The sequence below is a fragment of the Streptomyces sp. 3214.6 genome, from assembly GCF_900129855.1.
Lineage (GTDB): Bacteria > Actinomycetota > Actinomycetes > Streptomycetales > Streptomycetaceae > Streptomyces > Streptomyces soliscabiei.
In genome coordinates, this window is record NZ_LT670819.1 from 3766645 (window position 1) to 3789776 (window position 23132).

Sequence of the window (23132 nt, forward strand, 5' to 3'; positions counted from 1 at the left end):
CTCTGCCCCAGTCAGAGGGGCCGCGCGGGAGTCACTTGTTCAGATGGTCCGGGCCGAAGGCCTGCGGGAGCATCTCCGACAGGGGGAGGATCCCCGCCGGGGTCTCCAGCAGCAGCTCCGGGCCGCCGAACTCGTACAGCAGCTGGCGGCAGCGGCCGCACGGGACGAGGATCTCGCCCCGGCCGTCCACACAGGTGAAGTGGGTGAGCCGGCCGCCTCCGGTCCTCTGCAGCTCCGAGACCAGCCCGCACTCGGCGCACAGGCCGAGCCCGTAGGAGGCGTTCTCGACGTTGCAGCCGGAGATGGTGCGGCCGTCGTCCACCAGGGCCGCGACGCCGACCGGGTAGCCCGAGTAGGGGGCGTACGCGTGGGACATGGCCTCGCGGGCCAGCTCGCGCAGGGCGTCCCAGTCGACCGTGGCGGCCGACGCCGCGGCCGGGGTCACTTGCCCTGTCCCTTCCGGTACGGCATGCCGTCCGCCTTCGGCATCCGCAGGGACTGCGCGGACAGCGACAGCACCAGCAGGGTGACGACGTACGGCGCGGCCGTCACGACCTGGCGCGGGACCTCGTCCGTGCCGACGTACCAGATGAACATCAGGGCCGAGACGAGCGCGGTGACGACGGCGGGGACGTACTTCTTCTGCCATGCCAGGTAGGCCGCGCCGAACACCAGCAGGATCGCGAGCAGCAGGATCAGCGCGTGGACGTTGGTCGTGCCGCCGCGCAGGTTGAGGCTGTCGGTGTAGCCGAACAGGCCCGCGCCCAGCGCCAGTCCGCCCGGCATCCAGTTGCCGAAGATCATCGCGGCGAGGCCGATGTAGCCGCGGCCGGCGGTCTGGCCGTCCAGGTACACGTTGGACGCCACGATGGACAGGAACGCGCCGCCGAGGCCGGCGAAGCCACCGCTGATGATCACGGCGATGTACTTGTACTTGTACACGTTGACGCCGAGGGACTCGGCGGCGATCGGGTTCTCGCCGCAGGAACGCAGCCGCAGACCGAACGCGGTGCGCCACAGCACCCACCAGGTACCCGGGACGAGGGCGACCGCGATGACGGTCAGCGGCGACAGGTCGGTGATCAGACCGCCGACCAGGCCGGCGATGTCGGAGATCAGGAACCAGTGCTTCTCGTTGAGCGTGTCCAGCCAGCCGGAGAGCCCGGGGATGTCGAAGGTGCCGAGCGAATCGATCGGCGGGGACTGCTTGGAGGAGCCGCCCTGGACGCCCTCGAAGGTGAACTTCGACAGATAGCGGGTGGTGCCCAGGGCGAGGATGTTGATGGCCACACCGGAGACGATGTGGTTCACGTTGAAGGTGACGGTCGCGATGGCGTGCAGGACGGCGCCGAGCGCGCCGCCGATGATGCCGAAGGCGACGCCCGTCCACGGGCCCCACTGGTAGCCGGCCCAGGCGCCGAACCAGGTGCCGAGGATCATCATGCCTTCGAGGCCGATGTTGACGACGCCCGCGCGCTCGGCCCACAGACCGCCGAGGCCGGCGAGGCCGATCGGGACGGCGAGGCGCAGTGCCGTGGACATCTGGCCGGTGGAGGTGATGCCGTCCGCGCCGGTGATCAGCCGGACGGCCGAGGTCAGCACCAGGACGCCCGCGATGATCAGCAGGAGGACCGGGAGCGAGAAACGGCGGCCGCCCTTGCCGGGCTGCTTCGCCTTCGGCTTGGCGATGGTCGTGGTGCTCATCAGACCGTCACCTCCTTGTTGGTGTTCTGGGCGGCTGCGGCGAGCTCGGCGCCGACGCGCTTCTGCTGGCGGCGCAGACCCCACTGGCGTACGGCCTCGTACGAGATGACGACCGCGAAGACGATCAGGCCCTGCATGATCGTGGCGATCTCCTTCTCGTACGCCACCGGGGTCGCGTAGTCGAGGGCGGGAGAGGCCTTGTCCAGGAAGGCGATCAGGAGCGCGGCGAAGGCGATGCCGACCGGGTTGTTGCGGCCGAGCAGGGCGATGGTGATGCCGGTGAAGCCGAGACCGGTGGGGAAGCTCAGGCTGTAGGTGTGGGCGTCGCCGAGCAGCAGCGGCAGGCCGGAGAGGCCCGCCATGCCGCCGGAGATCAGCATGGCGGTGAGGACCATCCTCTTCGCGTCGACGCCGGAGGCCGCGGCGGCCGTCTCGGACTCGCCGGTGGCGCGCAGGTCGAAGCCGAAGCGGGTGCGGTTGAGGACGACCCAGTAGACGACGCCGAGGGCGACGGCGAGGAAGACCAGGCCGTAGATCTCGCCGACGTCGGCGCCCAGGTTGATGCCGGGGACCCAGCCGGAGTCCTTCATGACGCCGGTCGTGTTGTTGTTGCCGACCTGCACGCCCCAGATGTTGTCGAGGGTCAGGTAGCCGATGACGCTGGTGGCGATCGCGTTCAGCATGATCGTCGCGACGACCTCGCTGACACCCCGGGTGACCTTCAGGATGCCCGCGATGCCGGCCCAGAACGCGCCGGTGAGGACACCGACGATCAGCAGCAGCGGGATCTGCAGGAAGGACGGCAGCGCGATGTTCGCGCCGACGACGGCGGTCATCATGGCGGCGAGGCGGTACTGGCCGTCGACGCCGATGTTGAACAGGTTCATGCGGAAGCCGATGGCGACCGAGAGGGCGGCGATGTAGTACATCGAGGCCTGGTTGAGGATCAGGACCTGGACGTCGGAGTAGCCGGCCTGCTCCAGCATGAGCGTGTACGGCTCGATCGGGCTCTTGCCGGAGGCGATCAGCACGACCGAGGTCAGCAGGATCGCCGCGACGAGCGCGATGACCGGGCCGGCCACCGCGAGGAGCACGCGCTCCTTGTCGAACTTCTTCATCGGGCCTCGTCCTCCGGACCGGCGGCTGCGTCGTTGTCGGCAGGCGTCTCTACGTGTTCCAGGTGACCGGTCGCGGCGCCGGTCATGGCGGAGCCCAGCTCCTCCGGGGTGACGGTGGCGGGGTCGGCGTCCGCGACCAGCCTGCCGTTGTAGATCACGCGCAGGGTGTCCGACAGGCCGATGAGCTCGTCGAGGTCGGCGGAGATCAGCAGCACGGCCAGGCCCTCGCGGCGGGCCTCGCGGATGCGGTCCCAGATCTGGGCCTGCGCGCCGACGTCCACACCGCGGGTGGGGTGGGCGGCGATGAGGAACTTCGGGTTGTGGCTCATCTCGCGGCCGACGATCAGCTTCTGCTGGTTGCCGCCGGAGAGGGAGGCGGCGGTGACGTCGATGCCGGGGGTGCGGACGTCGAACTCCTCGACGATCCGGCGGGTGTCGGCCTGCGCGCCCTTGGGGTTGAGCCAGAAGCCCTTGGCGTTGGGGGCCTCGGTGACATGGCCGAGGATGCGGTTCTCCCAGAGGGGGGCCTCCAGGAGCAGTCCCTGGCGGTGCCGGTCCTCGGGGATGTAGCCGACGCCGGACTCGCGCCGCCTGCGGGTGGGCCAGGGGGTGATGTCCTCGCCGAGGAAGGCGATGGCGCCGGAGTCGGCGTGCTTGGTGCCGATCAGCGCGTCGATGAGCTCGGTCTGGCCGTTGCCCTCGACGCCGGCGATGCCCATGACCTCACCGGCGTGGATGGTGAAGCTGACGTCGTCCAGGACCTTCTTGGCCTCGCCGGCGCTCGCGAACTCGGTGAGTCCCTCGGCCGAGGGCTCGGCCTCGACGCCGAGGGAGGCGCCGCCGCTGGCGTAGACGGTGAGGTTCGCGACCTGGAGGACGGGCTTGTCGGTGACCGTGGACTCGGCGGTCTCTGGGGTGGGCAGCTCGCTGCCGACCATCATCTCGGCGAGCTGACGGGGGGTGGTCTCGGCCGGGACGGCCGTGCCGACGGTCGTGCCGCGCCGGATGACGGTGATCTCGTCGGCGACGGAGAGGACCTCGCCCAGCTTGTGGGAGATGAAGATGACGGACAGGCCCTCGGACTTCAGCTCGCGCAGGTTGTCGAAGAGCGCGTCGACCTCCTGCGGGACGAGGACGGCGGTCGGCTCGTCGAGGATGAGGGTGCGGGCGCCGCGGAAGAGGACCTTGAGGATCTCCACGCGCTGGCGTTCGGCGACACCGAGGTCCTCGACCAGGGCGTCCGGGCGGACGTTCAGGCCGTACCGATCGGAGATCTCCTTGATCTTCTTACGGGCGTTGCCGCCGATGCCGTACAGCTTCTCGCTGCCCAGCACTACGTTCTCCAGGACGGTCAGGTTGTCGGCCAGCATGAAGTGCTGGTGGACCATGCCGATGCCGCGGGCGATGGCGTCGGCGGGGCTGGAGAAGCTCACCTGTTCGCCGTCGATCGCGATGGTCCCCTCGTCCGGCTTCTGCATGCCGTAGAGGATCTTCATCAGGGTCGACTTGCCGGCGCCGTTCTCGCCGACCAGGGCGTGCACGGTGCCCTTGCGGACAGCGAGGTGGATGTCGTGGTTGGCGACGACACCGGGGAAGCGCTTGGTGATCCCCGCCAGCTCTACCGCGATCGTCGACTGTGCGGTGAGCGGAGGGCTGCTGGACGCGTCGATGGCGCACTCTCCTTGGGAAAGGGGCCGCTCTACGCGCGTAGCGCCCCTGCTTTAAATAGTGCCCGGATCGAATCGACCTTTATGATCTTGATCGCCGTCGGATGAGCGATCCCGATCACGGGCCGATCCGTTCCGAGCATTCTGCCGCGCGAACGGGGCGCGGGGAGGACATCCTTCCCGCGCCCGGTTCCGTGGCCGTAACGCTGCCATTACAGCGGTTCCTCGGCCAAGGCTTCTGACCGGTTCAGCACCGTGGGGTCAGGAGGTCTTCACCTTGATGGTGCCGCTCTTGATGCCCTCTTCGGCCTTCTTGATCGCGGCCTGGATGTCGGCGTTGCCCGCGAAGGCCGGGTTGGAGTTCGAGACGCTCACGCCGCCGTTGGCGAGGGAGCCGCGCACGACACCCGTCTCCGGCTTGCCGTCGTGGACGGACTTGGCCAGCGTGTAGACCGCGCCCTCGACGTTCTTCATGGCCGAGGTCAGGATCGACGCCTTGTACGCCTTCAGCGCGTCCTGCTTGTACTGGTCGGAGTCGACGCCGATGGCCCAGATCTTGTGGGCGTTGGCGGCCTTGATGACGCCCTGGCCGGACAGGCCGGCGGCGGCGTAGACGACGTCCGCACCGGCGTCGATCTGGCCCTCGGCGGCGTTCTCGCCCTTGTCGGGGCTGGAGAAGCCGCCCTCGGCGGCGGTCTCGGTCAGGTACTGCGACTTGACCGTGACACCCTTCTTGGTGTCCGTGACGCCCTGCTTGAAGCCGGCCTCGAACTTGTGGATCAGCGGCACGTCCACGCCGCCGACGAAGCCGACGGTGTTGGACTTGGTGGCCTTGGCGGCGGCGACGCCGGCGAGGTAGGAGGCCTCCTCCTCGTGGAAGACGAGGTCGGCGACGTTGGCGGCCTTGATCTGCTCGTCGTCCACGATGCCGAAGGTGGTCTTCGGGTACTTGGCCGCGACCTCCTTGACGGCCGGCGCGTAGGCGAAGCCGACGCCGATCACCGGGTTGTAGCCCTGCTTGGCCAGGCTCTCCAGGCGCTGCACCTTGTCCGCGTCCGACTCGCCGTCCTGCGGCTCGACGGCGGTCGACTTGTAGCCGAACTCCTTGTCGGCCTTGGTCAGGCCGGCGGTCGCGGCGTCGTTGAAGGACTGGTCGCCCTTGCCGCCGACGTCGTACGCGAGCGCGAGGCCCAGGTTCTTGTCGCTGCTGTTGGAGGAGGAGGACGACGTGGACGAGCTTCCACAAGCGGAAACGGTCACGGCGAGGGCTGCGGTGGCTACACCCGCAGCCGCGATTCGGGACACCCGGCGCATGGAACTTGACTCCTTTGTGCAAGCGCCCAAACCAGGCGCTGGTTCCGCCGCAGCGTAACGCGCGTAGACCTGACGGAAAAACCCTTCTGTCCGGTCCGTTACCGAGCTGTGGCCACAGATGGATCCCAGGTTACGGACAGCAGAACGCCCCTTGCGGAAGGCAAGGGGCGCATGGGCTGCAGGGACGCTCGTAAGGGTGCAGTCGGGAGCCGTGGCGGGCCCGGGAGGGGCGTTACTCGGCGGTTACTTGGTGTTGACCGTGACCGTGCCGGCGATGATGTCCTTCTTGGCCTTGTCGACGGCCGCGACGACATCGGTCATCGCCTTGTACTTCGGGTTGGTGTCGGCGAAGCCGACGCCGTCGTTGGAGAGGCTGCCGCGGACCACGCCGGACAGGGGCTTGCCCTCGTACACGGACTTCACGAGGTCGTAGACGGCGCCGCCGACGTTCTTCAGGGCCGAGCCGAGGATGTAGTCCTTGTACGCCTTCAGCGCGCTCTGGTTGTACTGGTCGGAGTCGACGCCGATGGCCCACACCTTCTTGGCGGCGGCCTCGGTGATCACGCCCTGGCCGGAAAGTCCGGCCGCGTGGTAGATGACGTCGGCGCCGGCCTCGATCTGACCACTGGCCGCGTCCTTGCCCTTGTCCGGGCTGGAGAAGCCGCCCTCCTGGGGCGTCTCCGTCAGGTACTGCGACTCGATCTTGATCTTCGGGTTGATCGACTTGGCGCCCTGGACGTACCCGGCCTCGAACTTGTGGATCAGCGGGATGTCCACGCCGCCGATGAAGCCGATGTGCGCCTTCTTGGAGGTCTTGGCGGCGGCGACGCCGGCCAGGTACGAGGCCTGCTCCTCGTGGAAGACCAGGTCGGCGACGTTCTTGGCCTGGACCTGCTCGTCGTCGATGATCCCGAAGGTGATCTTCGGGAATTTGGCGGCGACCTCCTTGACGGCCGGCGCGTAGACGAAGCCGACGCCTATCACCGGGTTGTAGCCGGCCTGGGCGAGCTGGGTCAGGCGCTGCACCTTGTCCGCGTCGGACTCGCCGTCCTGTGGCTCGATGTCCTGGCCGCTGAGCTTGAACTCCTTCTCGGCCTTCTGGAAACCGGCGTAGGCGGCGTCGTTGAAGGACTGGTCGCCCTTGCCGCCGATGTCGTACGCGAGGCCGATGCCCTTGCCCGAGTAGCTGCCGGACTCCGTGTCACCGGAGGACTTGGAGTCGCTGCTGGACTTGCCGCAGCCGGCGGCGGCGAGTGCGACGACCGCGACGGTCACCGCTGCCCGGGAGAATCTCGTCCTTCGAGAGATAAGACGCATTGCAAGCACCCTTCGTCCCCACGGCGCCGTGACCGGCCCGCTTTCCCCTTGGTGGCGCCGTTCCGCAAGGGCTTCCCCGAAGAGCCGTTCCGGTGGCGATTCCGGCGCACAGTAACGCGCGTAGAAGGGGAGGGGAACGGGGTTTCTCGAGGCCGTTATCGATTCGTGCCGGGCTTGGGTTACAAGCGCGGCACGGGCGTTACGCACGGGTGACACAAGGAGACGAAGGGGCACCTTTCGGGCACCCCTTCACCGAACCTCTCCGGCCCTTCGCCAAGGCCTCTCCGGGGGCTTCCCCGGGGGCTTCCCCGTGGCCTTCTCCGGGGCCTTCCCCGGGGCCTTCTCCGGGGGCTTCTCAGCCGGCGCGGGTCGCCGCGTCGAGCAGGGCGGCCGCCGTGAAGAGCTCCACGCCGACCGTGATCGCCGACTCGTCGGCGTCGAAGTCGCCCTGGTGCAGATCGCGCACGGTGCGCTCGCCGGGCGTGCGGACGCCGAGCCGGGCCATCGCGCCGGGCACCCGCTCCAGGTACCAGGAGAAGTCCTCGCCGCCGAGGCTCTGCTCGGTGCCCTCCACGGCCGCCTCGCCACGCCGGGCGACCATGGCGTCCCGCAGCAGTCCGGTGACGTCTGCGTCGTTGACGACGGGTGGGACTCCCCGCACGTAGTTGATCTCCGACTTGGCCCGGTGCAGGTTGGCGACCTCGTCGATCGCCGCGACGACGATGTCCGGAGCCTGCCGCCACGCGTCGATGTCCAGGCAGCGGACGGTGCCGGAGAGCTCGGCGTGCTGCGGGATGACGTTCGGCGCGTGGCCGCTCTCGATCCGGCCCCAGGTGACGGCGAGCCCGGCGCGCGTGTCCACCCGCCGGCCGACCAGCGCGGGCACGTCGGTGACGACCCGGGCGGCGGCGGTGACGAGATCGGTGGTCAGGTGGGGGCGGGCGGTGTGGCCGCCGGGCCCGTCCAGCGCGATCTCCAGCCGGTCGCAGGCGGAGGTGATGCTGCCTTCGCGCAGTCCGACCCGGCCCGCGTCCACGCGGGGGTCGCAGTGCACGGCGATGATCCGGCCGACGCCGTCCAGCGCGCCGCACTCGATGGCGTCGGCGGCGCCGCCGGGCAGCACCTCCTCGGCGGGCTGGAAGATCAGCCGCACGGGCCGCGGCAGGCGCCCCTGCCGGTGCAGTTCCGCGAGGACGAGGCCGGCGCCCAGGACGACGGTGGTGTGCACGTCGTGACCGCAGGCGTGCGCGCGGTCGGGCACGGTCGAGCGGTAGGCGCACTCGGTCTTCATGTCGGGGATGGGCAGCGCGTCGATGTCGGCGCGCATCGCGAGGACGGGAACGCCGTCGCCCTCTCCGTCCACCGCCCCGATGTCGCAGATGAGGCCGGTCCCGATGGCGAGCACACGGGGCCTCAGCCCCGCCTTCTCGAGGCGGGCCTTGATCGCGGCCGTCGTACGGAACTCCTGGTTGCCGAGCTCGGGGTGCATGTGCAGGTCGCGGCGGAAGGCCACGAGCTCCGCGCGCAGCGCCTCCGGCAGGGTGCCGGGAAGGACTCCCGGCTCGGCAGCGGGGAGCACGTCTTCCCCGGAAGGATCGGCCTCGGACTCTCGGGACATCAGTTGCTTCACCCTCTGAAGGGTAGGACGCCGGAGCGGTCAACCGACCTACGATCAACAAAACTTCAACCCGTCAGGCGAAGAAAAGTTGGCCGCGCGGCGCATGGCTGCTGTGGGGGGTGGGTAAACTCCGCCGATTTTGCGGTCGGCACCCACATTTCTTCCTTCCTTTCACGGATACCACGGACCACTCATGGCACGCCGTGCCAGTCCACGGAGCGGACCGATCCCGACCGACCCCCGACCGACACCGGATCGCCCCGGACCGACCCGGACCGATCCCGGAATCATCACCGCCACGCGGCGATTCCGCCACGCAGCGCGAGGAGCGGGTGTACGGCGGGCACGGTGCCCCCATGGAGACCATGACGTTCGGCTGTGGCGAGGAGCACATCCCGGGGCTCCTCGCGAAGGGCATGGCGGCACTGGTGCTGACCGGGCTGGCGGTGATGGCCGTCACGGCGTGTGTGCTCGCGGGTGTGGCCTGGGCGTTCCTCCGGTGGCGGGACCGGGGACGCGGGGAGAGTGAGCAGAGCTTCTTCGACGGCTTCGGCCGTTGGGAGGAGAGGTGAGCGAAGGAGTACCGGGCGCGGGTCGGCGCCTGAGACTCAGGGCAGTCAGCCGTCGAGGAGGGTGTCCACGGAAAGTTCGACGTGAACGCCCACGAACTCCGGAACGGGCACGCTCTGGCCCCGCTTGAAGCGCTGAGGGTCGGGATACTTGCCGTCGGCCGGGTCCGCGTAGAGGAGTACCTCGCCGTGCTTGCGATCAGCGATGAGGTAGGCGGGGATGCCTGCCTGGGCATAGCACTCGACCTTGACATGGAGGTCGTCGGACCAGTTGGAGGAGGTCACCTCGACGACGAGGCGGAAGACTTTCGGGGCGTAGTAATTCTTCGTGATGTGGGCGTCGCGGAAGTCCTCGTCGACGACGGAAAGGTCAGGGATCGCGAAGTCCTCGGGCAACGCCGGCAGCCAAAGGCCGAGGCCCTGGACCCATTCGGCGCCGCTTCCCTCGATGCCTGCGCGCTCGAATGCCCTACTCAGTTTCGTCAGCGACAACCCGTGCGAGCCGTCCGGCGGCGGTGTCACAGTGAGCCTCCCCTGGAGAATCTCCACGCGGTGCCCAGGCAGTGCACGGGAAAGCTGGTCGGCGGCTTCGCTCAACGTCAGCTCGTGTTGCAGTACGGCCACGGCATCCTCCATCTCGGGCCCACTCTCCACGAGCGTAACCGGGGGCGGACAGAATCCACCCCCGATCACCCATTCGATGGAATCGCCCAGCTCAGAAGGCATCCGACGGCACGTAAGTCCCCCAGACCTCCCGGAGGGCGTTGCACACCTCGCCCACCGTCGCCCGGGCGCGCAGCGCGTCCTTCATCGGGTAGAGGACATTGTCCTCGCCCTCCGCCGCCTTCTTCAGGGCGTCCAGGGCCGAGTCCACCGCGGCCTGGTCGCGTTCGGCGCGCAGCTTCGCGAGCCGGTCCGCCTGCTGGGCCTCGATGGCCGGGTCGACGCGGAGCGGCTCGTAGGGCTCCTCGGCGTCGAGCTGGTAGCGGTTGACGCCGACGACGACCCGCTCGCCCGAGTCGGTCTCCTGGGCGATCCGGTAGGCGGAGCGCTCGATCTCGGACTTCTGGAAGCCGTGCTCGATGGCGGCGACCGCGCCACCGAGGTCCTCGACCTTCCGCATGAGCTCGACAGCCGCCGTCTCGACGTCGTCGGTCATCTTCTCCACGACGTACGACCCGGCGAAGGGGTCGACGGTCGCCGTCACGTCCGTCTCGTAGGCGAGCACCTGCTGGGTGCGCAGGGCGAGGCGCGCGCTCTTGTCCGTGGGCAGCGCGATCGCCTCGTCGAAGGAGTTCGTGTGCAGGGACTGGGTGCCGCCGAGGACCGCCGCGAGGCCCTGGACGGCGACCCGCACCAGGTTCACCTCCGGCTGCTGGGCCGTCAGCTGGACGCCCGCCGTCTGCGTGTGGAACCGCAGCATCAGCGACTTGGGGTTCTTCGCGCCGAACTCGTCCTTCATCACCCGCGCCCAGATCCGGCGCGCGGCACGGAACTTCGCGACCTCTTCGAGGATCGTCGTACGCGCCACGAAGAAGAAGGACAGCCGCGGGGCGAAGTCGTCGACGTCCATCCCAGCGGCCACCGCCGTACGGACGTACTCGATGCCGTCCGCGAGCGTGAAGGCGATCTCCTGCGCCGGGGACGCGCCCGCCTCCGCCATGTGGTAGCCGGAGATCGAGATCGTGTTCCACTTCGGGATCTCGGCCTTGCAGTACTTGAAGATGTCGGCGATGAGGCGCAGCGAGGGCTTCGGCGGGAAGATGTACGTCCCGCGCGCGATGTACTCCTTCAGGACGTCGTTCTGGATCGTGCCCGTGAGCCGGTCGGCCGGGACGCCCTGCTCCTCGCCGACCAGCTGGTACATGAGCAGCAGCAGGGCCGCGGGGGCGTTGATCGTCATCGACGTCGACACCTTGTCCAGCGGGATCCCGCCGAACAGCACCCGCATGTCGTCGATCGAGTCGATCGCCACGCCGACCTTGCCGACCTCGCCGGAGGCGATCGGCGCGTCGGAGTCGTGGCCCATCTGGGTGGGCAGGTCGAAGGCGACCGACAGGCCCATCGTGCCGTTGGCGATCAGCTGCTTGTAGCGGGCGTTGGACTCCACCGCCGTGCCGAAGCCCGCGTACTGGCGCATCGTCCAGGGGCGGCCGGTGTACATCGACGGGTAGACGCCCCGGGTGAAGGGGTACGCGCCGGGCTCGCCCAGCTTCTCGGCCGGGTCCCAGCCCGCCAGGTCCTCGGGCCCGTAGACCGGTTCGATGGGGAGTCCGGACTCCGACTCACGCGCCATTGGTGTGATGCCTCCCGCTGAGCAATTACCCGTCAGTACAGTCCGACCCTTCGACGGACTGTATCGGCGTGCGTGCACCCGGTGGAGGGGAGCACGCTGGGAGCTTCCTCACAGAGTGATTGCGGTCCCGGTCACAACCATGCCGGTCCGTTCGCGAGGCGTCATCCGGGGGGAACATTCCAGGCATGCGGATGCGGAGATCGATCGCCGTCCTGGCCGCCGCGGCGGCCCTGGTGACGGTGTGCGGCGGCTGTAGCGTGCAGACCCCGAAGACGGACACCGGCACGGGCAGGGGTGCGGACGGGGGCTCGGACGGGGGCGTGCGCTCGCCCGTCCCCGCCGACGCCGGCCGGACGCCACCCCCCTCGCCCCGGCCCTCGACCCCGGCCGGGACGACCGCCGACGACAAGCCGAGCGGCCCGGCCACCAGCGCCCCACCCCCCGCCGTGCTGTGGTCGCCCGGCGACACCGGGCGCGCGGTGCGCGAACTCCAGGCCCGGCTACGGCAGGTCGCCTGGCTCTACGACGGCCCCACGGGCACGTACGACGACCGTACCGAGGAGGCGGTGAAGGGCTTCCAGGGCAAGCGCGGGCTGCCGAGGACCGGGAAGACGGACACCGTCACCTGGCAGCGGCTGCTGGGCATGACACGGGAGCCGGGCCAGTGGGAGCTGTATCTGATGGGCGGTCAGCCGGCCGCCGCGCCCGATCCCCGCTGTCTGACCGGGCGGGTGCTGTGCATCGACAAGACGACCCGCACCCTGCGCTGGATGATCGACGGCCGGACCGAGTCGACGGTGTCGGTCCGCTTCGGCTCGCAGTACACGCCCACCCGCGAGGGTGTGTTCCACGTCTACTGGAAGTCCCGCGACCATGTGTCCACGCTCTACCACTCGCCGATGCCGTACGCGATGTTCTTCAGCGGCGGGCAGGCGGTGCACTACTCGGCCGACTTCGCGGCCCGCGGTTACGCCGGCGCCTCGCACGGCTGCGTCAACGTCCGGGACGAGGCGGCCATCGCGGACCTCTTCGCGCAGGTGAGGAACGGCGACAAGGTCGTCGTGTCCTGGTAGGCGTTGGGGGCGCGAGCGGGACCGGGGGAACGTGTCCCGCCCGCGCCGAGCGCACGAGCCGAAGGTACGGGGGGAACCCCGGCTCAGTGCAAGGGCCGATGACCAGTCGGCTCACTTGTTACTGCGCTCCGGCCGCCAAAAACGTCACACCCCGCGCGAAAAAACTTCTGCGATCTACGAAATCGCAGGTCAGCCGTGGTGTGGCGGGGGCTCACTCGTCGGGGCAGCTGCCGCTCGTGGAGGAGAAGAGCGCCGGGAAACCCTTCCGCGAGGCCTCCCGGTTGGCGATGCTCACGAGCTGGTTGACGGTGATGACGGCCCCGTTGAGGTCGGGAGCGTGGATGATCCTGGACTCCTGCGGGCGACCGTTGTAGCGGATACAGAAGGGGAACGGGAACATCTGGACGTCACCGGTGGACGATGCCCCGTCGGAGGACAGGATCTCCGCCAAGTCGATGGAGTCCGCGGCGAGTTCATCGATCGTGGGCGTCACTTCGGTCTCTTCTCCCATGACGGCTCTCCTTGGTGCGATGGGATAGGACCTTGCACTTTCCGATGGTTCCCGAGGTCCCGGCGGCCCGCAATCCGGCACCGGGCCGCGGGCGGCGCGGCGTCATGGATCAGCTGATCGGCGTGCCGGAGCCGCCGTCCTGACGATGGTCGTTTCAGCCGTGACCGTGACCGTTGCGGCCGCCGCCGTGGCCCCCACCGTGGCTGCCGCCTGCGTGGTCGTGACCGCGGCGGCCGCCTCTGTGGCCGCCGTCATCATCGTCATCGGAAGTGCCGCCGCCCCGGCCGGACTTGTCGTCCGTTCCGCTCCCGCGGGTCGATCCGCTCAGGCCGTCGCGGTCCCCCTGGCCCTGTCCGGAGTCCCGGCCGGCGGTGCCGCTTCCCGCGCGGGCGTCGCCACGGGGGTTTCCGCCGGCGGCGTGGTCGAGGACGCCCGCGCAGAACGTCGGCACGCGCTTCGAGCCGCCCGCCAGGTTCTCCAGGGTCCGCCGGCGGCCGGCGTCCAGGGTCTTGCCGGTGCTCAGGTCGCGGCAGGACGAGGTCACGCCGCCCGGCCAGACGCCGCGCAGGTCCGGGGCGGCGGTGGCGTCGTCGTCCGCGGTGCCGTTCCCGGCGCCCTTGCCGGCCTCGCCGCCGGTGCCTCCGGGACCGCCCGTGCCGCCCTCCGGGGTCGTCGACGGCGCGGCGCCGCCCGAGGCGTCCGGGGAGGGGGAGACGAGCGGGCGTTCGGGGAGCGCGGGCGCCGAGACGGAGGGATGCGCCGGTTCCGCGCCGTCGAACGGGGACGGCAGGACGCCGGTCCCGACCGCGACCCCGCCGAGCACCCCGACGGCCAGCGCCGCGGCCAGTCCCAGCCGTGCGGGCCGGATCCGGCGGGGACGGCGACCGGCCTCGCGGACACCGCCCACGATGCGCACCAGCCCCACGTCGACCGCGTGCGCCTCACCGGCCCCACCGGCCTCACCCGCGAGTCCGGCGGTGGCGCCCCGGGCGAGGTCGGCGCGGTCCGCGTGGGTCTTGCGGAAGGCGGCCAGGGCCGCTGCCTCACCGGGGAGTTCCTCGTCGGCGGGCAGGGGCTCGGCGGCCGGCGCGGACAACGCGGCCAGCGTCCTCGCGAGGCGTTCGGCCTGCTCCTTGGCCGGGCCTTCGAGACCGTGGCCGGGTGACTCACCGCGCAGCAGACGCTCCGCCGTTTCGCGGTCGAGCCACCTGTCCTGCTTGTCGGCCATCACATGTCCTTCTGCGTCCGCGTGCGCACTTGCGTCACACTGGCGGACGTCACCGCGCGCGAGCGCGTTCCACGCTGGGGCGGCAGTGCGTCGAGCGCGCCCGCCGTCTCCGCATCGTCGCCGAGCAGTTCGGCGAGCTTCTTCAGACCGCGGTGCGCGGCCGTGCGTATCGCGCCGGGCCGTTTGCCGAGCGTCTCGGCGGCCGTCTTGGCGTCCAGGCCCATGACGACCCGCAGGACGACGGCCTCGGCCTGGTCCTGCGGCAGCCGGGCGATGAGGCCGAGGGTGCGGCCGGTGGCGAGCGCCTCGATGGCCTCGCCCGCGGTGTCGGACTCGCCGGCCCTGCCGGTCAGCTCGGTCTCGTCGCCGCCGATCGCGGGACGCCGTCCCCGCATGCGTATGTGGTCCAGGGCTCGGTTGCGGGCGATCCGGGCGGCCCAGCCGCGGAAGCGGTCCGCGTCGCCGCTGAACCGCTCCAGGTCACGCGCGATCTGCAGCCACGCCTCGGAGGTGACGTCCTCGGCGTCGAGGTCGCCGACGAGTGTGCGCACGTACCCGAGCAACCGCGGGTGCACCGTGCGGTACACAGTCCGGAACGCGCTCTCGTCCCCGTTCTGTGCCGCGAGCACCGCGGCTGTCAGCTCCGCGTCGTCCCCCACGTCGTGGTTCCTCGGTCGATGGTTCGCGGTCCGTGGACCGCAGGTCGTTGCGGTGGTCTGCCGCTTGGCCGTCCGGCGCGAAAGGCACGTTACGACCTGAAACCGCCGCACGTCCACGACCGTAGAACATGCAACTGACTCGTGACGCGAGGGGGTGTGCCCGGGGTGTGACAGAAAACGCACTCTCGGCGCTGTAGGGAGTACGGGCCGCCGCGCGGCCCGTGCCGCGCGACGGCCGGGGCCTCTCCTGTGGGGGGTGGCGGCCCCGGCCGTTGCCTCGGCGGCAACGGGTCATCCGCCGTTCGCGGGCTTGGTCTTCCCGGGGTTCGCGGCCTTCTCGGGCGTCACGGTCTTCTCCGCCTTGGGGCTCTTGTCGGCCCTGGGGCTCGTCTCGGCCTTCGGCGTCTTCTCCGCCTTGGGGCTCTTCTCCGCCTTGGGGCTCTTCTCCGCCTTCGGCGCCTTCTCGGCCTTCTGCTGACCGTGGGCCGCGCAGTACGCGGCGACGTTCTGCTCGCCGCCCGCCGCCGTCACAAGCCGCTGCCAGGCAGTGGAGTCCATCGCCTGGCCCCGTCCCTGGACCTTCTCGTAGGCGCGGCAGTGGGCCTCGGTGTCCTTGGCGTTCGCGGGACGGTCCCGCTCGGCGCCGTCCGTGGCGGACGGGGCGCCGGACGGCGTGTCGGACCGACCGGACGGCGCGCTCGCCGACCGCTCCGGGTGCCCCGCGCCGTCGTCGCCGCCGTCCGTGACGGAGCCGATCGCGGCGTACGCGACCCCGCCCAGCGCGAGGGCGGCGATCAGCGCGGAGAGCGTGACCCGCAGCGAGCGGGCGGTGTGCCGCCGGACGGGCCGGGACCGCCAGTCGTCGCGGCGCCGGGGACGCGCCCGGTGCGCGCCGGAGTCCCGGGCGGCCCGGAACGCGGCGACGGCCCGCAGCTCACCCTCGCTGCCCCCGGCCATGCCCGTGCCCATACCGATGCCCGTGCCAGTGCCCGTGCCAGTGCCCGTGCCCGTGCTCGTGCTCGTGTTCGGAGGGCCGTCGGGCTCGCGCAGGGCGTGGGCGAGCAGCGCCTCCAGCCCCGCCAGGTCGGCGACGGCGTCGTCAGGGTGCGCGCGCCGACGGCCGAGGCCCGCGCCGTCGTTCAGCCGTTCACCCATGTTCGTTTCCGCCTCTGTCCCATCCGTCCGATCGGGCCGTGCCACCGGGTGGCCACGCCCACCAGTGATCCATACGGTCCGCGGCCGTCGCCGTTCACGTCGACTCCCCCAGCGTCCGGGGCCCGCCATCCGTCACACCTGTGCCGCTCTCGCCGTGCGCGTCGGCGACGCCCAGCTGGCGGGCCAGTCGCTTCAGACCGCGGTGCGCGGCCGTACGCACCGCGCCGGGCCGCTTGCCGAGCACGCGGGCCGCGGCGGGTCCGTCCAGCCCTACGACGACCCGCAGCAGCACGGCCTCCGCCTGGTCCTGCGGCAGCCCGCGGACCAGCTCCAGGGCGTGCGAGGTGGACAGTGACTCCAGCGCCTGGTCGTGGGTGCTGTGCGGCCCGGGCAGGTCGAGGACGACGTCCTGGTCCAGCACCGCCGACCGGGGCCTCACCCGCAGCCGACGCAGGTGGTCGAGGGCCCGATGCCGGGCGATGGTCGCGGTCCAGCCCCGGAAACCGGCGCCGTCGCCGCGGAACCTTCCCAGGTCACGGGAGATCTCCAGCCAGGCGTCGGAGGCCACGTCCTCGGCGTCGTCGCCGACGATGCCGCGCAGGTAGCCGAGCAGTCCGGGCTGCACGATCCGGTACGCGACGGCGAACGCGGTCTCGTCGCCGTCCTGGGCCCGTGCCACGGCCGCGCCCAGTTCCCCGTCGTACGCGTGCGCGCGCCGGGGTTCCCCTCCCTGGCCCAAGACTGTCCTCGTTCGTACGGAGTCCGTTGCGGGCGCACGACCGTCCCGCCGGACACCCGGTCCGGACGCGGCCACGCCCCCACGGTCATCAGCGTCCGGCCGCACAGAAGTGTCACAGCGCACGGAAGTGACGGATGCGGCAGACGCCTCCACGGTCAGGCCGCCGCCCGCCGGGCGCGCCCATGGAGGGTCAGATAGAAGGTCCGCAGGGATTCCTCCGGACTCCCGGTCTCGAACCGGTTGACGACCTTCCCGAGCGGGTTCCACACCCGCCCGTCCGGCATGCGCACCCCGACCGCCTGTCCGAACCAGGCACGCTGGTCGCCGTCGAGATCCACCCACACCCCGCCGGCCCGCCGCACCAGCACCTCGCCGACGTACGCCCCGAGCCCGACGAGCGTGTCGTGGGCCCGCTCCCGGTCGGCGCCGCCCTTGCGCACCCCGTCGACGAGGAAGTCGACGACCCGCAGACTGGCGACGGAGTAGTCGAGCGGCAGCCGCTGCCGGGCGGTGACCCGTGCGACGAACCCCGTGGCACACCCCCGCATCCCCCGCGCGTCCGGCGTGCCCGCATCCACCCCGCTGCTCATGGGTCCCCACCCCTCCACTCGGTCCGGGAAACCGGATCGGCTCCCCGCTGTCCCAGCGGACCGGCACCCCCGAACATCACGGGTCACAGAGGTGTCACTTGTCACACGGCCACTGACCAGCACGGGCAGCCCCTGCGGTCCGCCGCACAGGTGCCGTCCCCGGCTAGCGCCGCCCCCGCGTCGCGTCCCGGCACAGCAGCCGCAGGGAGCCGTGGCCGCCGAGGCAGCGGCGGGCCTCGTCGAGGGGCTCCCACAGGCGTCCGTCGGGGGTGCGGACCCAGTGGTCGCCGCCGGCCGCCCACCACTCGGCGCCGGTCTGCCGGACGATCACCTCACCGGCGTACGCCCCGAAGCCGCGCAGCAGGTTCTCCGCGGCCGGGGGCTCCGTGCCCGCTCGGCGCAGCTCCTCGATCAGCCGGTCGACGCGCCACAGACTCTGCGCGGAGAAGTCGAGATGCTCGCGCACGCCCTCCCGCGCGGCGGCCACCGCCTCCGCCGCCCAGCGCACCGGTTTCACGGCGGCGGAGGGCCGGCCCGACTGTCGTGCGTGCTGAGGTCCCTGACCCGCGTGCGCCGCCTGGGTCGCTTGAGTTGTCCACGTCACATAGATAAGGAGCGGCGCCCGGCCGTGATCCGTCACGCGAATCCGGCCCCTCCCCGAGACCGGTGCAGGACCACCCCGCCTCCACCGCAGATCGCGCACAGCAGTGATGATTCCGCGCCCCCGCGCGCTCCTTGAGTGATGAGCGCGTACCTCCGGCTCCGCGCCGTGCCCCCTTCGGCCCTGCGCAACAGCGCGACCTGGCTGCGGAAGCTGTTCGACGAAGACCATGACCACCTGAACTGCGCATCGGCCCTGGACGGCCGTTACGGCGACCACCAGGTGCTCTACACCGACACCCACGTGGTGCTCGGCGGTGAGCGCGTGTACCCGGCCCGTTCGCAGGAGCCGCCGTTCGTGCTGCTGACCGTCGCCCAGACGGCCCGGGTCGCCGCCTTCCTGACGGAGAGCGACTTCGACGACCTGTGGCGGCCCGCCCGTGCCGAACTCCTGCCCCGCTACGGCGGCACCGCCGAGGAGACCCGCACCCGGGCCGCGTTCGCCTCGGCGCACCGGGACCTGACGGACTTCTACGCCGCGACCGCCCGGCACCGGGACGCGGTCGTCAAATGGCTGGGGGACATGTCCGATTGTTCACCTGCGTCCCCGGGCCCGCCGTGACACCACCGCGCGCAGCACCCGGCGGCCCTCGATGGACACCTCCAGCGCGCGGCGCAGTCCGCCCGCGCCATGGCCGGCCAGGACTTCCAGCACGGTGACCTGACGACGCAGTTCGGCGGCGACGAGGGGCGACATGCCCCCCGTACGGCCCTCGCGGCGGGAGTCGACCGGGGCGGCGTCCTCGGCCGGGTCGAGGAGGCGGTGGATCTGAAGGGAGGCGACGGAGCAGGCGTCGGCCCAGAGCCGCACCTCGCCGGCGAAGCGGTCGGCCGGGGCTCCGGCCAGCATCCGGCGGACCAGGAGCACGGCCTCGTCCCCGCCGCCCTGCTCCACGCCGCCGTCGCCCTCCGTCGCGTCGCCGGACTCCAGCTTGCCGCGCACCTGTTCCAGGAGCTCGCCCCAGTCTGCGCCGTCGGAGGCCTCGGTGAGGTTGCCCCACAGGGGGCGCAGGATGTCGTCGTCACCCCCCAGCAGGGGCATGCACCGATCCAAACAAGCCAACCCGCTGGTAGCCAGTCCGCGTTCGTCGGCCTGAGCGATCAGTTCCACCAGGCTCATCCACGCCTCCCTCGCCAGGGCGCCTACCTTACGGAGCCCGCACTTCCCCTTACTGCGTGCGACGGGGCAGGAGTGTCACAGGAGGGACCAGGGGGACAGGAGGGGGACCCGGAGGAACGCGTTTCAGCCAACGCCCCGACAGCACCCACAGCACCCACAGTGCCGACAGCACCGTGAGCCGGCGGCTGCCTCAGCCCAGCCGGTTCGCCAGGGCCCTGAACTGCGTCCAGGTCAGCGCCGGCGTCCTCGCGTCCCACAGCTTCTGCGAGGTCGCCCGCAGCGGCATCCGTATGCCCGCCGCGACCTGGGCCTGCGTCTGCGAGTTGGCGAGGTCGCACCACACCGAGAAGGAACCGCCGAGTATCTGGGCGTCGTACCGCGCGGCCACCGGCGTCGTACCGCGCAGGACGCGCGGGGTCCACTGCTCGTATATGCGCTGCCCGGTCGGGTAGACGAAGGTCTGCGGCTGCCCGAGGACGTAGTACAGGTACTCGTCGTTGTAGTTGAGCACCTTGCGTCCCGCGCTCAGGTACTCCACCGGCTTGCGCGCCCCGATCTCCTTGCCGGTCCAGTACGCGACCACGAGATCGGAGGCCGGCTTGACCGACGTCCCCCGGAAGAACCCGTCGTTCCACACCCGCATGGTGCGGTCGTGGGCGCGGACGGTGTCGGCGCGGTCGTTCAGCCAGCCGGTGGTGAGGTCGGCGACGGTCGCGCCGGCGCCGTACCGGGCCGCCGCGGCGGAGGCGAGCTGCGGGTAGGAGGCCTCCGGGTTCGACTTCGTCAGGGCCTGGTACTCGTCGCCGCCGAGATGCCAGTAGGCGCCGGGGAACAGACCGGCGTACTCGTTCAGCAGGTCGTCGAGGAGCTTCGCGGAGGCGTCCTTGGAGATGTCGATCGCCCCGCGGGTCGCCACCCCGTTCACATTGCGCAACTGCAGCTCGGGGTGGGCGGCGAGGACGGCGCCCAGGTGCCCCGGCGAGTCGATCTCGGGCACGACGGTGATGTGCCGGCTCGCGGCGAGGCCGACGATCTCCCTCACCTCGGCCTTGGTGAGGTGCTGCCGGGCGACGATCTCCGGGTGGGTGTCGGACTCGATCCGGAAGGACTGGTCGTCGGAGAAGTGCAGCCCGAGCTGGTTGAACTTCAGATCGCCGAGCTCACGGATCCGGTCCTCGATCCAGGCGGGGCTGAAGTACTTGCGGGCGATGTCCAGGGTGAAGCCGCGCTGTGGCTTGGCCGGCCGGTCGCGGACGACGCCCTCCGACGCCGTACCACCGCCGTGCACCTCCTGCTTGAGGGTGCGGGTGCCGTAGAAGACACCGGCGTCGGAGGGCCCGCTGATGGTGACCCGCCCGCCGCGCACGGTCATGGTGTACGACTCCGGGTTCGCGCCCTCGTCGTCGTTCAGCGCCAGCCGCAGGTCGCCGGCGCGGACGTCGTTCTTCTCCCCGGCGTACGTCAGCCCCAGCTCACCGGCGACGAGCCGCCCCTCGTCGGCGAGATCGGCGTCGCTCACCACCACCCGGTGCCCGACCCCCGGACGCCAGCCAGGACCGCGCGCCGGGGTGTGGGAGCGGACGGCGGGGATGGTACGGGGGGTCGTCGACAGGGGGTACGAACGGGTGGGCGTCGGGCTCGCGGCCGGTGCGGCGACATCGACGCCCTCACCGGTGGAGGTCCCCGCGGAGGTCCCGGCGGCGGCCTGCTGGGAGGTGGCCGACCCGGCGGGCGCCCCGCCGCTGTTCCCCGACGAAGCCCACACCCCCACCCCGGCCCCGAGCGCGACGACCAACCCGCCCGCCGTCAGCGCCCGCAGCACCACCCGCTGCTGCGGCGTCCGCTGTGACGCGCGGCGTGGGTTCCTCTGCGGCGCACGGCGCCGATGACTGTGCCTGCTCACTCCGCCAACCGTACGACGCTCGTCCGCTCCCGGCGCGCCGAAAACCGCGCGATAGTGTCCACGACACCTTCCGAAACTCTCTCGTTCGAGTGAAATTCGGGCATCCGTCGGACACGAACTGACCCCGCTGGATAACGTGGCGACACATCCTTCACTGCATCCCCTGCCACACCACACGTGACGCGAGGATCCACGCTGCCTGCGCACCGTCTTTCCCACCTCTCCGGCCGCCTCGCCATACCGGCGCAGATCCGGACCTCACCCGCACCCGTGCTGGACGGCTTCAACACCGCGCCCGCCGAAGAGGCTCACCGCGCCCTCCTCACCTGCCTGCGCAGCCTCCGCTGGGCCCGCCGCCTCGCCGATCACCGCCCCTACCCGACGCTCGACGCCCTCCTGGCCGCGTCGGACGAGGCCGCGTACGACCTGACCGCGGCAGACCTGGCGGAGGCCCTGGCGGCAGAGTCCCTCCCCGCCCTCCCGGACGACGCGTACGGCGCGGCCCACATGGCGCTGAACGCGGCCCACGCGGCATACGAGGCGAGATTCGGACACGCGTTCGCCATCTGCCTGGACGGCGTACCGGCGGACGAGGCCCTGGACTACGTCCTGGAAGCCATCCGGTCACGTTTGACGAACGATCCGGAGGACGAACGGGTGGTCGCGGCAGAAGAACTCCGGCGCCTTGGAAAGGCACGGCTGGTGAGCTACCTCAGGGGCCCGGGACTGTGACATGCGCGGCTCCGCCGCGATGGGGGTCCCCCGCTCGAGCGAAGCCGAGAGTGGGGGAGCGACCAGCCACAACGAACCCGCACCCGGCACATAACCGCACAACCCGCCCCGGATGCCGTCGACGCTCACCCATACGCGTGCCAGTTTGATCACACCAGTAGGCCCGCTGTAAGCCCAGCGCCAGCGGCTGGCTACGATACTGGGGGCCGGTGGACCGTACCCGGCCGGGCCCGTCCGACACCCAAGCCGGCAGGCTCCAATCCCCGCTCCCGGAGGGTTCTTCCGTGCCGGCTGGAACGCTGTACCGCGGCCGGGAAGGAATGTGGTCGTGGGTGGCTCACCGAGTCACCGGCGTCCTCATCTTCTTCTTCCTGTTCGTCCACGTGCTCGACACCGCGCTCGTGCGTGTCTCCCCCGAGGACTACGACAAGGTCGTAGCCACCTACAAGACCCCGATCGTCGGGCTGCTGGAGTACGGCCTCGTCGCCGCCATCCTTTTCCACGCCCTCAACGGTCTGCGCGTCATCGCCGTCGACTTCTGGTCGAAGGGCCCGCGGTACCAGAAGCAGATGCTCTGGAGCGTCGTGGGCCTGTGGGTCGTGCTGATGCTCGGGGCCATCTACCCCGTCCTCGGGCACGCCGCTCGTGAACTGTTCGGGAGCTGACACCGATGGCCACCACTGAAACCACCGCTGCCGGGATCGGCCCCGTAGAGGGCGGCTCGATCTACAACGTCGACAACCCGGCGCCCCTCATCGAGGCCCCGCGCAAGCGCACCAAGAAGACCCCGAAGTCCACCCGGGGCAACTTCGAGATGGCCGCGTGGCTGTTCATGCGGCTGTCCGGCGTCGTGCTGGTCGTGCTGGTCCTGGGCCACCTGCTGATCCAGCTGGTGCTGGACGGCGGCGTGTCCAAGATCGGCTTCGCCTTCGTGGCCGGCCGCTGGGCCTCCCCGTTCTGGCAGGTCTGGGATCTGCTGATGCTGTGGCTCGCGATGCTGCACGGGGCCAACGGCCTGCGTACGGTCATCAACGACTACGCGGAGCGCGCGAACACCCGGCTGTGGCTGAAGGGCCTGCTCTACACCGCCACGGTGTTCACCATCCTGCTGGGCACGCTGGTGATCTTCACCTTCGACCCGAACATCCGCTAGGCGCAC

General features: G+C 70.8%; 24 protein-coding genes. 6 read left to right on the plus strand and 18 right to left on the minus strand.

Features of this window, described 5'->3' with window-relative positions; translation table 11 throughout:
• Nucleotides 1–31: 31 nt before the first annotated feature.
• The 7 genes from B5557_RS16725 to B5557_RS16755 form a co-directional block, all read right to left on the minus strand.
• The gene (locus B5557_RS16725; protein ID WP_079660201.1) at nucleotides 32–445 is read right to left on the minus strand and encodes a cytidine deaminase; all 414 of its coding nucleotides are present in this window, start codon (nucleotides 443–445) and stop codon (nucleotides 32–34) included.
• A complete protein-coding gene (locus tag B5557_RS16730) occupies nucleotides 442–1704 on the minus strand; it encodes an ABC transporter permease (RefSeq protein ID WP_079660202.1) in 1263 nt (420 codons plus the stop codon). The genes B5557_RS16725 and B5557_RS16730 overlap by 4 nt, the downstream gene beginning before the upstream one ends.
• On the minus strand, nucleotides 1704–2822 hold the full coding sequence (locus tag B5557_RS16735; RefSeq protein ID WP_079660204.1) for an ABC transporter permease: 1119 nt from the start codon (nucleotides 2820–2822) through the stop codon (nucleotides 1704–1706). Before B5557_RS16735 ends, B5557_RS16730 begins: the two co-directional genes overlap by 1 nt.
• A complete protein-coding gene (locus B5557_RS16740; protein WP_231976443.1) occupies nucleotides 2819–4450 on the minus strand; it encodes an ABC transporter ATP-binding protein in 1632 nt (543 codons plus the stop codon). Before B5557_RS16740 ends, B5557_RS16735 begins: the two co-directional genes overlap by 4 nt.
• Before the next feature lie 300 nt (nucleotides 4451–4750).
• Nucleotides 4751–5803 (minus strand): BMP family lipoprotein, encoded by a 1053-nt coding sequence (locus tag B5557_RS16745; protein WP_079660207.1) that lies wholly within the window; start codon nucleotides 5801–5803, stop codon nucleotides 4751–4753.
• A gap of 243 nt (nucleotides 5804–6046) precedes the next feature.
• Nucleotides 6047–7078 carry a BMP family ABC transporter substrate-binding protein gene (locus tag B5557_RS16750; RefSeq protein WP_099936077.1) on the minus strand — a complete coding sequence of 344 codons (1032 nt, stop codon included), beginning with the start codon at nucleotides 7076–7078 and terminating at the stop codon, nucleotides 6047–6049.
• 397 nt (nucleotides 7079–7475) lie between these two features.
• Nucleotides 7476–8738 (minus strand): amidohydrolase, encoded by a 1263-nt coding sequence (locus tag B5557_RS16755; RefSeq protein WP_079660209.1) that lies wholly within the window; start codon nucleotides 8736–8738, stop codon nucleotides 7476–7478.
• A gap of 356 nt (nucleotides 8739–9094) precedes the next feature.
• Here B5557_RS16755 and B5557_RS16760 point away from each other — a divergent pair, with 356 nt between their 5' ends.
• Nucleotides 9095–9310, plus strand: a complete 216-nt coding sequence (locus tag B5557_RS16760; RefSeq protein WP_143688186.1) for a hypothetical protein — start codon at nucleotides 9095–9097, stop codon at nucleotides 9308–9310.
• A gap of 45 nt (nucleotides 9311–9355) precedes the next feature.
• Here the strand turns inward: B5557_RS16760 and B5557_RS16765 are convergent, their stop codons facing one another.
• Both B5557_RS16765 and B5557_RS16770 read right to left on the minus strand, forming a co-directional pair.
• Nucleotides 9356–9931 carry a Uma2 family endonuclease gene (locus tag B5557_RS16765; protein ID WP_231976371.1) on the minus strand — a complete coding sequence of 192 codons (576 nt, stop codon included), beginning with the start codon at nucleotides 9929–9931 and terminating at the stop codon, nucleotides 9356–9358.
• Between the two features lie 91 nt (nucleotides 9932–10022).
• Entirely contained in the window at nucleotides 10023–11603 is a 1581-nt protein-coding gene (locus tag B5557_RS16770) for an acyl-CoA mutase large subunit family protein (RefSeq protein ID WP_079660212.1), read from the minus strand.
• Between the two features lie 185 nt (nucleotides 11604–11788).
• Here B5557_RS16770 and B5557_RS16775 point away from each other — a divergent pair, with 185 nt between their 5' ends.
• Complete coding sequence (locus B5557_RS16775; protein ID WP_079660214.1) at nucleotides 11789–12676, plus strand: L,D-transpeptidase family protein; 888 nt, start codon at nucleotides 11789–11791, stop codon at nucleotides 12674–12676.
• Between the two features lie 211 nt (nucleotides 12677–12887).
• Here B5557_RS16775 and B5557_RS16780 read toward each other — a convergent pair whose 3' ends face one another.
• From B5557_RS16780 to B5557_RS16810, 7 genes are all read right to left on the minus strand, one after another.
• Entirely contained in the window at nucleotides 12888–13187 is a 300-nt protein-coding gene (locus B5557_RS16780; protein ID WP_079660215.1) for a hypothetical protein, read from the minus strand.
• Nucleotides 13188–13341: 154 nt separating this feature from the next.
• Nucleotides 13342–14415 carry a hypothetical protein gene (locus tag B5557_RS16785; RefSeq protein ID WP_079660217.1) on the minus strand — a complete coding sequence of 358 codons (1074 nt, stop codon included), beginning with the start codon at nucleotides 14413–14415 and terminating at the stop codon, nucleotides 13342–13344.
• On the minus strand, nucleotides 14415–15074 hold the full coding sequence (locus B5557_RS16790; RefSeq protein WP_079660218.1) for an RNA polymerase sigma factor: 660 nt from the start codon (nucleotides 15072–15074) through the stop codon (nucleotides 14415–14417). Before B5557_RS16790 ends, B5557_RS16785 begins: the two co-directional genes overlap by 1 nt.
• Nucleotides 15075–15365: 291 nt before the next feature.
• Nucleotides 15366–16229 (minus strand): hypothetical protein, encoded by an 864-nt coding sequence (locus B5557_RS43720; RefSeq protein ID WP_079660220.1) that lies wholly within the window; start codon nucleotides 16227–16229, stop codon nucleotides 15366–15368.
• Nucleotides 16230–16323: 94 nt separating this feature from the next.
• Nucleotides 16324–16968 (minus strand): RNA polymerase sigma factor, encoded by a 645-nt coding sequence (locus tag B5557_RS16800; RefSeq protein ID WP_079660221.1) that lies wholly within the window; start codon nucleotides 16966–16968, stop codon nucleotides 16324–16326.
• 155 nt (nucleotides 16969–17123) lie between these two features.
• Nucleotides 17124–17558 (minus strand): hypothetical protein, encoded by a 435-nt coding sequence (locus B5557_RS16805; protein ID WP_416072164.1) that lies wholly within the window; start codon nucleotides 17556–17558, stop codon nucleotides 17124–17126.
• Between the two features lie 163 nt (nucleotides 17559–17721).
• Complete coding sequence (locus tag B5557_RS16810; RefSeq protein WP_079660222.1) at nucleotides 17722–18066, minus strand: hypothetical protein; 345 nt, start codon at nucleotides 18064–18066, stop codon at nucleotides 17722–17724.
• A 234-nt stretch (nucleotides 18067–18300) separates the two neighbouring features.
• Between B5557_RS16810 and B5557_RS16815 the strand changes: the two genes are divergently transcribed.
• Nucleotides 18301–18780 carry a DUF1877 family protein gene (locus B5557_RS16815; protein ID WP_079660223.1) on the plus strand — a complete coding sequence of 160 codons (480 nt, stop codon included), beginning with the start codon at nucleotides 18301–18303 and terminating at the stop codon, nucleotides 18778–18780.
• On the opposite strand, the gene B5557_RS16820 is transcribed toward B5557_RS16815, so the two are convergent.
• Nucleotides 18754–19338: a hypothetical protein gene (locus B5557_RS16820; RefSeq protein WP_079660225.1), complete on the minus strand. Its 585-nt coding sequence runs from the start codon at nucleotides 19336–19338 to the stop codon at nucleotides 18754–18756. The genes B5557_RS16815 and B5557_RS16820 overlap by 27 nt on opposite strands.
• 190 nt (nucleotides 19339–19528) lie before the next feature.
• Nucleotides 19529–21163 (minus strand): beta-N-acetylhexosaminidase, encoded by a 1635-nt coding sequence (locus tag B5557_RS16825; RefSeq protein ID WP_443031362.1) that lies wholly within the window; start codon nucleotides 21161–21163, stop codon nucleotides 19529–19531.
• A 255-nt stretch (nucleotides 21164–21418) separates the two neighbouring features.
• On the opposite strand from B5557_RS16825, the gene B5557_RS16830 reads away from it, so the two are divergent.
• The 3 genes from B5557_RS16830 to B5557_RS16840 all read left to right on the plus strand — a co-directional run bounded on the left by B5557_RS16830 (nucleotide 21419) and on the right by B5557_RS16840 (nucleotide 23126).
• On the plus strand, nucleotides 21419–21973 hold the full coding sequence (locus B5557_RS16830; protein ID WP_079660226.1) for a 2-oxo-4-hydroxy-4-carboxy-5-ureidoimidazoline decarboxylase: 555 nt from the start codon (nucleotides 21419–21421) through the stop codon (nucleotides 21971–21973).
• 284 nt (nucleotides 21974–22257) lie between these two features.
• Complete coding sequence (gene sdhC / locus B5557_RS16835) at nucleotides 22258–22638, plus strand: succinate dehydrogenase, cytochrome b556 subunit (protein WP_079660228.1); 381 nt, start codon at nucleotides 22258–22260, stop codon at nucleotides 22636–22638.
• A gap of 5 nt (nucleotides 22639–22643) precedes the next feature.
• Nucleotides 22644–23126: a succinate dehydrogenase hydrophobic membrane anchor subunit gene (locus B5557_RS16840; RefSeq protein WP_079660229.1), complete on the plus strand. Its 483-nt coding sequence runs from the start codon at nucleotides 22644–22646 to the stop codon at nucleotides 23124–23126.
• Nucleotides 23127–23132: the final 6 nt, after the last annotated feature.

Bases quoted from the DNA above. Each gene is read 5' to 3' on its own strand.
- B5557_RS16745 (WP_079660207.1), bottom strand. From the start codon at position 5,803: ATGCGCCGGGTGTCCCGAATCGCGGCTGCGGGTGTAGCCACCGCAGCC.
- B5557_RS43720 (WP_079660220.1), bottom strand. From the start codon at position 16,229: ATGGGTGAACGGCTGAACGACGGCGCGGGCCTCGGCCGTCGGCGCGCG.
- B5557_RS16780 (WP_079660215.1), bottom strand. From the start codon at position 13,187: ATGGGAGAAGAGACCGAAGTGACGCCCACGATCGATGAACTCGCCGCG.
- B5557_RS16820 (WP_079660225.1), bottom strand. From the start codon at position 19,338: ATGAGCCTGGTGGAACTGATCGCTCAGGCCGACGAACGCGGACTGGCT.
- B5557_RS16730 (WP_079660202.1), bottom strand. From the start codon at position 1,704: ATGAGCACCACGACCATCGCCAAGCCGAAGGCGAAGCAGCCCGGCAAG.
- B5557_RS16755 (WP_079660209.1), bottom strand. From the start codon at position 8,738: ATGTCCCGAGAGTCCGAGGCCGATCCTTCCGGGGAAGACGTGCTCCCC.
- B5557_RS16775 (WP_079660214.1), top strand. From the start codon at position 11,789: ATGCGGATGCGGAGATCGATCGCCGTCCTGGCCGCCGCGGCGGCCCTG.
- B5557_RS16760 (WP_143688186.1), top strand. From the start codon at position 9,095: ATGGAGACCATGACGTTCGGCTGTGGCGAGGAGCACATCCCGGGGCTC.
- B5557_RS16770 (WP_079660212.1), bottom strand. From the start codon at position 11,603: ATGGCGCGTGAGTCGGAGTCCGGACTCCCCATCGAACCGGTCTACGGG.
- B5557_RS16735 (WP_079660204.1), bottom strand. From the start codon at position 2,822: ATGAAGAAGTTCGACAAGGAGCGCGTGCTCCTCGCGGTGGCCGGCCCG.
- B5557_RS16840 (WP_079660229.1), top strand. From the start codon at position 22,644: ATGGCCACCACTGAAACCACCGCTGCCGGGATCGGCCCCGTAGAGGGC.
- B5557_RS16815 (WP_079660223.1), top strand. From the start codon at position 18,301: ATGAGCGCGTACCTCCGGCTCCGCGCCGTGCCCCCTTCGGCCCTGCGC.
- B5557_RS16785 (WP_079660217.1), bottom strand. From the start codon at position 14,415: ATGGCCGACAAGCAGGACAGGTGGCTCGACCGCGAAACGGCGGAGCGT.
- B5557_RS16805 (WP_416072164.1), bottom strand. From the start codon at position 17,558: ATGAGCAGCGGGGTGGATGCGGGCACGCCGGACGCGCGGGGGATGCGG.